The following is a 9,982-nucleotide window of genomic DNA, read 5'->3' as shown; positions in this document are numbered from 1 at the left end:
TAACGAATACTAAATAATTGCTATATTAAACAGATGCCGCTTCCTCTTCGCTGATTTCATCCAGTTTATATTTCCAGTGATAAATCACAGACTCACAATTTACTTCATCGAAATACCTGTAAATTCGTTCTTCCAATTCCTCTTTGGTATTGACACGGATTCCACGAAGCATCTGCCGGGTCATCTTACTGAAGAAACTTTCAATCATGTTTAACCAGAAGCCATGTTTCGGGGTAAACACAAATTTAAAACGTCCCTTTGGCATCGTATCCAGAAAGCGCCGTGTTTCTTTGGAAGTATGCGCTGAATGATTATCCAGGATGATCCGGATCGTATCCTGTGATGGATATTTTTTGTCCAATATCTTTAAAAACTCAATAAAATCAGAACTCTTGTGAGTCTCACTTACTAACGGGATAGCTTCTCCCGTAAGCAGATCAATGCCTGCCAGCAAAGAGAGAGTTCCAAGACGTTTGTATTCTGCATCACGATATACCTCTCCATGTTCTGGTGTCGGACGTAAATCCGGTGCCGTATTGGAGATTGCCTGAATACCCGGTTTCTCATCATAGGATACTGTAATCGTCAATTTATAATCGTCTGGAACAATGAGATTACCATTTTCATCAAACTGCATCTCTATCTGTTTGTAAACCAGCAGGACTTCATGCATTTTGGTTTCAAAATCAGGATCCCGCTTTTTGCAGTAATATTTGATTTTAAAGGGTTTCATATCCTGTTCCTTGAGGAATTTCTGTATATAAGGTTTCGTAACGGTTGAAAGTCTTGGATATCCTGCTTCCTCTGCATGCTTCTGAATGTATTTGTGGAGAGAAGTCAATGTCCACAATTCCTACGCATAACCGAGTTCTGCCGGTCTCTGACACGCAATACTAATCATCCATGCCTTAGCGTCGTCGGTGATTTCGGATGGGTGTCCTGGACGCTGAGCATCAAACAGTGCAGCATCTAAACCACCTTTATGAAACTTAGAAATACAAAGGCGTACCGTTGTGGTGCTGATTGAAAGTTTATCAGCAATTTCCTGCAATGTCATTCCATCGGCTTTATATAAAAGGATTCTTGTGCGGTCCACGACTTGCGCCTGAATGGTTCTCTTTTTGGATAATGATTTAAGGTAATTCCTGTCTTCATCTGACAGAGGAAGATATGTTTTTCTCATAGCGTTCATCCCTTCTTAGATAACACTATTTTACCATACATTATCTCAAAAATATATAGCAGAAATTTAATCTATTCTATACTATATTATCTCTTCCAACCATTTTTTATGCAAACTCGCAACCGACTGCATCAAATAATCTGGCCCATAGGGACAGCATTCTGCTTCTTCTTTCGTCGCCTCTCCAGTTAAAACCATTGCAGTTTCCACCTTCGCATTGTGTCCACAAAGCATATCTGTATATAAGCGATCTCCCACAACTAATGTCTCTTCTTTTCTATAGTTATTTCGACTTATTGCCAATTCAACCATATCTGGTTCTGGTTTTCCAATAAAATGGGGCATTCTTTTTATTGCGTGATTAAGCATCTCACAAATTGCTCCACAATCAGGCACATATCCAAATTCAATCGGACATACATAATCTGGATTTGTCGCAAGATAGTCCACTTTCTTCGTACTAAGCAACCTGCATGTATCAGATATTTTTTCATAAGTTAGCTGATTATCATATGAAATTAAAACACAACTAATCTCTTCATCCTCACCATCTGTCGTAACACGAATTTTATTTTTCTTTAGTTCTCGAATAAATGATTTTGTCCCCATAACATAAATCAATTCTCCTGGATGATATTTTTTCAGATAGTATACTGTTGCATAAGATGCTGTCAGGAAATTACTGTGATTTGTCATAATTCCAAGTTGTTGAAAAAAAAGAATATAATCATCAATACTGCGAGTTGCGTTATTGGTAATAAATATATATTTTCCACCATTTTTCTCAATATCACTCAAAAATTCTTTTGTACCTCCAATCAACTGATTTCCTTTACAAATAGTTCCATCTATATCTAACAGAAATAATTTTTTATCTCCAAGCATCTACCCTCTCTCACTTTCTTCTCGTATCATTCGCGCTTTATCCGGATAATTAGTAATAATCGCCGTAATTCCTGAATCTATTAACATCTTCATGTCCGATTCCTGATTCACCGTCCACACGCGCACTTTTAATCCGCTCTGCAGATATTCTTTCAAAAAATGGGCCATCTTTACATGATAAACTGCGGGATGTAAACCATTAACCCCTTCATTTTTTGCATACTTATCAATCTGCAGAATCACGTCACTATATAGATAGGCCGTTTCTGCCTGAGGTGCAATTTCTTTAATTTTCCTAATACTGTAATGATTAAAGGATGAATATATCACTAGATCTTCCATTTTAGTTTTCTTCACAAGATCCACTGTCTTTTCTTCAATTTCAGGATACCAATATATGCCTGTTTTCAATTCTATATTTACGGTCAAGTTTTCTTTTTTTGCATATACCAGCACTTCTTCCAAAGTCGGTATTTTAGAATGCTCATATTCCTGATATTTTCCTTTCATTATTGTAAAGTTTTTCAACTCTTCTAACGTATAATCCTTGACATATCCATGACCATTTGTTACACGATCAATTGTTTCATCATGAATAACTACCGGAATTCCATCTTTTGACAGTTGGACATCCAACTCTATTCCTTCTGCTCCTTGTTTAACTGCAAGTTTGAACGCATCCATCGTATTTTCTGGAGCATATCCACTTGCTCCTCTATGTGCAAATATCTCTGTCATTTGTTTTCCTCTTTTCTTAATATAATCCATCATTATCAATAGTAATGGAAGAATCAGGGACTTTTCTTTGTCCCTGATCCTCTGTCTATCATTTATTCGATTGTAATTACAGTCTCACTTCTTCGCAGATATTAGTTATTTACTGTATTATAATCATCAATAGATTTATTAATTGTATCAGCCATATTTGTTACGGCTTCATCAACGCTTTCTTTTCCATTAAGCATGCTCTCAATCTCAGATTCTACAGTTGCTCTTGCCTCTGGGAAAACACTTAATAATGCCCCACAGTATTCTGGTGAAGAATCATGTAACTGATCAATTGCTGTCTGAAACTGTGGATACTGTGCAATATTATCTTTGAAGGTCTGCTCTTCATGTGCTGCTGTTGTAACTGGGAAATATCCGGTCTGTGCATTCCAGTAAGCCTGTGATTCTGGTGAAATCAAGAATTTTACAAATTCCCATGTTGCACGAAGTTTCTTTGGATCCTGATTATTCAAAGCCCACAGAGAGGCACCACCTATAGATACTCCACCTTCATCGCTCTCTTTGATTTTCGGGAAATATGCTGTTCCAACTTCAAATTTACCATTAACATCCTGAAGGATCTGTTTCAGTGATGCTGTTGAACCAAGAGTGATTGCTGATTTTCCTGCTGAGAAATCTGCCAATCCTGCGTCTCCACCTTTTCCAACAATTGGTGCATATCCTTCTTGATTAAGGGTCTGCCATTCTGTCAAAATATTTTTTGCAGCTTCGTTTTTATCAAAATCAACGGCTGTTGCGACATCGTCACGTCCATTTCCATTGTTTGCATAATCCAGTCCTTGCTTTCCAACAAACTGTTCAAAAAACCAGCCATAAATACCAAGAGACATTACTTCACTTGCACCACCCTGATTCATCAGCTGATCGCCAATCTTTGAAATGCCTTCCAAACTATCTGGAACTTCTGTGATTCCAGCCTGCGCAAACATATCCTTATTGTAGTACATGATTGGTGTTGATGAGTTGAACGGCATAGAATAAAGCTTATCATCAATTGTATAGTAAGCTGCAAGATTCGGTTCAATCTGTGACACATCATAATTATCTGCATCTACCATTTCCTGCATTGGAACAACCCAACCAGACTCAATCATAAATCTGGTTCCGATTTCATATACCTGTACCAAATCTGCACCCATGTTTCCAATCTGCGCACTTTTCAGTTTGTTTAAGGAATCATCATATTCCCCCTGATACTGTGCTTCTACTGTAATACCATATTCATTTTCTTCATTAAATTTATTTACCAGTGTGTCAATTGCCTGTCCGTTAACGCCACCCATAGAATGCCAGAATGTAATTGTTGTTCCGTCAACATCATCTGCCGCTGCCATTTCTACCTTTTCATCCGTAGAAGTATCACCGGTCTGGCTAACTGACGTTTTTCCATTTCCGCATCCGGACAAAACGCCCATTACCATTGTTGCTGTAAGTAATAATGATACTAGTTTCTTCTTCATTTCTACTCTCCTATTTTTTGTGTAGTTACACTTATTTATAGATTCGGAAATGATTCTTTCTATTACACATTTCCGCTCCTACCATAATATTGTTATCCCTTTACCGCTCCAGAAAACATTCCGCGAATCAGCTGTTTTTGTCCGACGATAAAAATTGAAATAGACGGGATAATAATCATAACAACACCTGCAATCATTAATGTTATTGACTGGGAATCGATGCTGTCCAGCATACTAATACCAATCTGAACTGTTCGCATATTGTTTGATCCTGTAACAAGTAATGGCCACATATACATATTCCATGCATTAATAAACGTATATACTGCCATCGCTCCTATTGCCGACTTAGTCAGTGGCATTAATATTTTTACAATAAACTTAAGGTTTGTACATCCATCTAATTTTGCAGACTCATACAATGATTTTGGGAATGTCATATAAAACTGACGGAATAAGAAAATCCCCATTGCGGATGTTAAATATGGAATAATCAGAACCGGATAGGTATCTAACATTCCAAGGTTCGCCACCGTCAAATAGTTTGAAATAATCGTTGCTTCTCCAGGTACCATCATGGTTGCCATAACTATTGCGAATAGAATCCCTTTTCCTTTAAATTCCAAAAACGAAAAGGAAAATGCAGCCAAAGAACAAGAAATTATCTGCCCTACAGTTATAAAACCTGCCATTATAAACGAGTTTACAATAAAACGCAATAACGGAACTGTTCTCAATGCATCAATAAAATTCTGAACTGTTGGATGCTTTGGTACAATATTCAATTCTGTTGTAAACAACTCATTTGATGGCATAAATGCAATACTAATTGCATACAAAAGCGGAAGTAAAATAACTACTGCAAATACAATATTTGCTACGACACGCAAAACTGTTTTACTCCTTCTTTTTGCAAGCGCTTTTGTATTCATCTTATTTTTTAATTCAAATAATTCTTCTGTTGTCATACGGCCTTCCACTGGAATTGCCATACTATCAATCTGATTCATTAGTAATTTACCCCTTTTCTTTCCATTCGGAACATTACAAGTGTTACAAGCATTATAATGATAAACAAAATAACTGACTGAGCAGAGGCACTTCCAAAACGATAATTAAAAAACGCATCTCTATAAATTGAATAGACAATTACGTTTGTCGATTCATTTGGTCCTCCTTCTGTCAAAATTTTGATCTGCCCAAATGACTGGAATGCCTGAATGATATTAACAACCACTGTATAAAACATGATCGGTGACAATCCTGGGAGTGTCAGATGAAAAAATTGTTGCACTCCACTTGCTCCATCTACAGAAGCTCTCTCATAGATTGTCTCATCAATATTCCCCAAACCAGCTGAAAAGTAAAGAAAATTTATTCCACTGTTAAGCCAAGCCGTCAGAATCGCAACACAATACAAGGCTGTACGTGGGTCATTCAACCAATTAATATCTAATCCGAGAAGCTTATTCACAATACCTACCGTAGGGTGAAGCATAATTTGAAAAATCATAGCTGCTGAACTAGATGCAATTGCCATAGGAAGCGCATATGCAGTACTAAACACACGAATTCCTGGAAATGCTTTATTACACAACACTGCAGCTACTAAACCTAGTAACATTCCACCAACTACAACAATCAAAACAAAAACAACTGTTACTTTTAAACTGTTCTGAAATGATTTTGAATTAAGTAAATCAATGTAATTCTGAAGTCCTACAAATAATTTTGCCTGTCCCATCTTATTCGTCATAAATAAGCTTAAATAAATAGTCTTAAAAAAAGGATAGAATAAAAAAACTGCAAATATCAGCATACTAGGCACCAGATAGCAATATGGTGCAAATTCAATTTTTTTTCCTGACTTCATTTTTAATTCCTTTCCCTATATAAAATATTTCTACCTGTTTCAATATCAAAGATATGAATCTGGTCTGTATCAAAAAACAACTGTATCTTTTCTCCAATGCGAGTCTTGTTTTCAGGACCTAATTTCACTGCATGTGTTCTGTTTTGCTCCTCAAAATATAGCATTACCTCAGCCCCAAGCATTTCACGGGTCACTATCTCTTCTTCAATTCCTACACTGTTCAAATCGATTTTTCTTTTTTTTGCTTCCTCATATTCATAAACATCTTCCGGACGAATCCCAAGAATCACTCTTTTTCCCATATATTTTTCTCGAATAAGCTGTGCATCATGATTATTCGGATAAATCTTTTTGATTGCATTATTAATTGCAAAAATCAAAACAACTTTCCCTGCTTCTTCCTCAACATCACATGCAATAAAGTTCATTGAAGGTGAACCAACAAAACCTGCAACAAATTTATTAATAGGATTACTATAAATATTCTGTGGTGTATCCACTTGCTGAATTTCGCCGTCTTTCATAACCACAATTTTAGTTCCGAGAGTCATAGCTTCTGTCTGATCATGCGTTACATAGATAATTGTTGTATCTAATTGATTATGTATTTTCTTTAGCTCCACTCTCATTTGGGCTCTTAACTTTGCGTCCAGATTTGATAATGGTTCATCCATCAAAAATGCTTTTGGTTTTCTTATAATTGCTGCTCCAATAGCAACTCTTTGTTTCTGTCCTCCTGACAATGCTACAGGTTTTCTCTTCAAAAGCGGTTCAATTTCTAATATTTTTGCAACTTCCTTTACCCTTTTATCAATCTCCTTCTTCGGCACTTTTCTTATTTTCAAAGAATATGCTATATTTTCATAAACCGTCATATTAGGATATAGTGCATAATTCTGAAATACCATAGATATGTCTCTCTCCCTTGGTTCCAGATAATTACACAGCTTTCCATCTATCCACAATTCACCATCTGTAATTTCTTCCAAGCCTGCAATCAACCTTAGTGTTGTTGATTTTCCGCACCCTGAAGGTCCAACAAATATTACAAATTCTTTATCATGAATATCCAAGTTAAAATTCTTAACCCCATAATGTGCTGAATCAAATTGCTTACAGACATTTCTTAATGCCATTTCTGCCATTATTTTCCTCCTTCGCAGTTAGAAACACTGTTTTCTTTTTTAGTTCATTGATGTCCGAGAGTTATCTTATCAGATTTCAGGTCTATCTCTCTATCTTGTTTCTGTAAAATATATATTAAATAAATGTAATCTACGCTTTCCTTTCCAACCCGCTGTTCCACACGCTGGATGCGGTTTCCGGCATATTCCACCGGGGATTCCTCTCCCGTTTCTCTTCCCATCTTATCTGCCACAATACTGGACTATTCTTTCGTTTCCAGCATAGCAGAACGCACCAGTTCCTTTGGAAGACGGGAGGCTGGATTTCGGATCTTCGGACTTTGATCCCGCACTTTTTCTTTGATATCTTTCAATCACACACCTCCCATCTTCTATAACTTTCTAGAGCGTGTTTGAAAATTAAAAAGTGTACAAAATATTTGTTTATAGCCCTTCTTTCATGATAAAATAAAGAAAAAGGGGCTGATATTATGTCAAGACGTTATGAACTAACAGATCAGGAATCAACGGACTACATATTGGGTTTGTCCACTTTGAGTGTCCGTAAAAGCTATGATATTTCTGAATTAGGATTGTCCGAGGGAGCTGTGAGAGGGCTTGTGACAGGTACAGTCGATATGCAAATCCTCAACCGTCTGTTGGAACACAGGAACTTCCCGAAACTGATGGATTTGATACGGATTTATTTTCAAGACACAGCGACAAAGGGTATCATGGCAAGAAACCAGCTGATTGAACTGGCAACAGCTTTCCTGTCCGATCTGATGAAAGAACACCCGGAACATCGGGCAGAAGCAAGACAGGATTTGCAACTTCTGAACGCACAGAAGATGGGAGAACATGAAGCGGAGATTGAAAAAATCAAGAATGTATTTCTTGCTATCCTGCGAGATATTAAGAAAGATATGGACAACGGAGAACAGCCGGGAGAAGCTGTGACCGCCGCTATGTTCCAAACCATGCAGGAAACCATGAAAGACCACCAGCAGGAGCCGCTTTCTATGGACGATGTAACTGCTATGATTGCCGGACAGATTGGGCAGCTTCTTCCGATGGACGAGGAAACCGCCAAGCAGTTTCAAACACTTGATATGATACCCTCAAGTAGGACACTAAAATATAAAAAAACCTACTTGGGGGTATTTTATGTCCAGAAAAAGTAAAATTGATGCACTGAAGAAAGTAAAAATTGTAGAGCAGTATCTGAATGGAGAAATTAGTCAAAAAGGTGCTGCCAAAGTATGCGGTGTGAACAAACGGAGTGTCCAGGACTGGATCCGGATCTATAAGACAGAAGGTCCGCAAGGATTATTAACACCGAAAACGAACAAGAAATATCCAAAAGACTTGAAGCTGAAGGCTGTACAATCCTATCTTTCTGGGGAAGGTTCTTTGGATGAAATATGTGCAAGATTTGGAATCCGGCAGCATGTTCAGCTTATGAGTTGGATTAAGGTGTATAATGAAGGTAAGGAATTAAAAGAACTTACCGGAGGTAGCACCATGAAGAAAGCCAGAAAAACAACATTGGAAGAACGGATTGCCGTAGTAAAAGACTGCCTTTCACATAATCGGAATTACGGGGCAATGGCTCTGAAATATAATTGTTCTTATCAGCAGGTACGAAATTAGGTAAACCGCTACGAAAAGATGGGGAGTGCAGGACTGGAGGACCGACGGGGAAAGCGTGCCGGATCTCAACCAATCCGTACACCGGAAGAAGAACTGCGGGATCGCATAGCAGAACTGGAACGAAAGAACAAAGATCTACAAATGGAGAATGACCTGTTAAAAAAAGTAAGGGAATTAGAAAGGGGGCATCGTTTTCTCTAATACATAAATCATGTGAATATCAGGCCGTCAGGGAACTGGCTGAAACAAAAGGATATCCGGTCAGACAAATGTGTCGTTGCCTTGGGATCAGACGTTCTGCCTATTACCATTGGCTGAGGTATCCGAAGAGTGAAAGCGAGCGCAAAAATGAACAGATTGCAGATTTAATCAAAGAGATTCATCACCTCCATCCAGATATGGGATACCGACGGATCCGTGATGAACTGGCTGTAAATTATGAAATGCCCTTTAATGATAAACGGATTCTGCGGATTTGTCGTAAGATAGGAATCCAGTCATCTATCAAATGGAGACCGAAGAGCTGTACAAAAGCAGAACGAAATCCGGTTTATATTGCAAAGAACTACCTTCATCGGGAATTCCATGCAGACCGTCCAAATGAGAAATGGCTGACAGACGTAACAGAGTTTAAATATTATACCGGATTAGAAGTTCACAAAATTTATCTGAGTGCGATCCTCGATCTGTGTGACCGCAGGATTGTAGCATTTAAAATCAGTAGCCGTAATGATAATGCCCTTGTAATGGATACGTTTGACGAGGCGGTGTTTTCAGAACCGGATGCGCATCCCTTTTTCATTCGGATAGAGGATTTCAATATACAAGCCCAGCGTTTTGCAACCGTCTGAAAAAGCACCATATGAAACAGAGTATGTCCAGAGTGGCACACTGTATTGATAATGGTCCGATGGAAGGATTCTGGGGAATATTAAAAAGGGAGATGTATTATGGGAGACGATTTACAGACCGGGAAGAACTGGTAGAAACGATAAGTAATTACATAGATTATTAT

At 37.9% G+C, this 9,982-nt stretch carries 11 protein-coding genes and 2 pseudogenes; 5 read left to right on the top strand and 8 right to left on the bottom strand.

The window, feature by feature from the left end; genetic code table 11:
• Positions 1 to 25: 25 nt before the first annotated feature.
• From NFS18_RS18340 to NFS18_RS20025, 8 genes and pseudogenes are all read right to left on the bottom strand, one after another.
• A pseudogene (locus NFS18_RS18340) lies at positions 26 to 1,183 on the bottom strand (IS630 family transposase).
• 81 nt (positions 1,184 to 1,264) lie between these two features.
• Entirely contained in the window at positions 1,265 to 2,068 is an 804-nt protein-coding gene (locus NFS18_RS18335; protein ID WP_016221424.1) for an HAD-IIA family hydrolase, read from the bottom strand.
• On the bottom strand, positions 2,069 to 2,806 hold the full coding sequence (locus tag NFS18_RS18330; RefSeq protein WP_016221425.1) for a glycerophosphodiester phosphodiesterase: 738 nt from the start codon (positions 2,804 to 2,806) through the stop codon (positions 2,069 to 2,071).
• A 131-nt stretch (positions 2,807 to 2,937) separates the two neighbouring features.
• On the bottom strand, positions 2,938 to 4,317 hold the full coding sequence (locus NFS18_RS18325; protein ID WP_004074544.1) for an ABC transporter substrate-binding protein: 1,380 nt from the start codon (positions 4,315 to 4,317) through the stop codon (positions 2,938 to 2,940).
• A 92-nt stretch (positions 4,318 to 4,409) separates the two neighbouring features.
• Entirely contained in the window at positions 4,410 to 5,327 is a 918-nt protein-coding gene (locus tag NFS18_RS18320) for a carbohydrate ABC transporter permease (protein ID WP_005342464.1), read from the bottom strand.
• Positions 5,327 to 6,190 (bottom strand): carbohydrate ABC transporter permease, encoded by an 864-nt coding sequence (locus NFS18_RS18315; RefSeq protein ID WP_004074538.1) that lies wholly within the window; start codon positions 6,188 to 6,190, stop codon positions 5,327 to 5,329. Before NFS18_RS18315 ends, NFS18_RS18320 begins: the two co-directional genes overlap by 1 nt.
• Positions 6,191 to 6,192: 2 nt before the next feature.
• On the bottom strand, positions 6,193 to 7,335 hold the full coding sequence (locus NFS18_RS18310) for an ABC transporter ATP-binding protein (RefSeq protein WP_016221426.1): 1,143 nt from the start codon (positions 7,333 to 7,335) through the stop codon (positions 6,193 to 6,195).
• Positions 7,336 to 7,454: 119 nt separating this feature from the next.
• A pseudogene (locus NFS18_RS20025) lies at positions 7,455 to 7,688 on the bottom strand (lytic transglycosylase); the annotation flags it as partial.
• Between the two features lie 117 nt (positions 7,689 to 7,805).
• Between NFS18_RS20025 and NFS18_RS18300 the strand changes: the two are divergent.
• From NFS18_RS18300 to NFS18_RS19875, 5 genes are all read left to right on the top strand, one after another.
• Positions 7,806 to 8,498 (top strand): hypothetical protein, encoded by a 693-nt coding sequence (locus NFS18_RS18300; RefSeq protein WP_004082304.1) that lies wholly within the window; start codon positions 7,806 to 7,808, stop codon positions 8,496 to 8,498.
• Positions 8,482 to 8,967, top strand: coding sequence for a helix-turn-helix domain-containing protein (locus tag NFS18_RS18295; RefSeq protein ID WP_004082303.1), 486 nt, complete (start codon positions 8,482 to 8,484; stop codon positions 8,965 to 8,967). The genes NFS18_RS18300 and NFS18_RS18295 overlap by 17 nt, the downstream gene beginning before the upstream one ends.
• Before the next feature lie 18 nt (positions 8,968 to 8,985).
• The gene (locus tag NFS18_RS18290; protein WP_251392866.1) at positions 8,986 to 9,168 is read left to right on the top strand and encodes a hypothetical protein; all 183 of its coding nucleotides are present in this window, start codon (positions 8,986 to 8,988) and stop codon (positions 9,166 to 9,168) included.
• A gap of 68 nt (positions 9,169 to 9,236) precedes the next feature.
• Positions 9,237 to 9,818, top strand: a complete 582-nt coding sequence (locus tag NFS18_RS18285; protein ID WP_004082302.1) for an IS3 family transposase — start codon at positions 9,237 to 9,239, stop codon at positions 9,816 to 9,818.
• Between the two features lie 11 nt (positions 9,819 to 9,829).
• A partial coding sequence (locus NFS18_RS19875) for an IS3 family transposase (protein WP_334301874.1) occupies positions 9,830 to 9,982 on the top strand: 153 nt, incomplete at its 3' end.

Source organism: Mediterraneibacter agrestimuris (assembly GCF_943193195.1).
GTDB classification, from domain to species: domain Bacteria; phylum Bacillota; class Clostridia; order Lachnospirales; family Lachnospiraceae; genus Schaedlerella; species Schaedlerella agrestimuris.
This window is presented reverse-complemented; position numbering and strand designations above follow the sequence as displayed.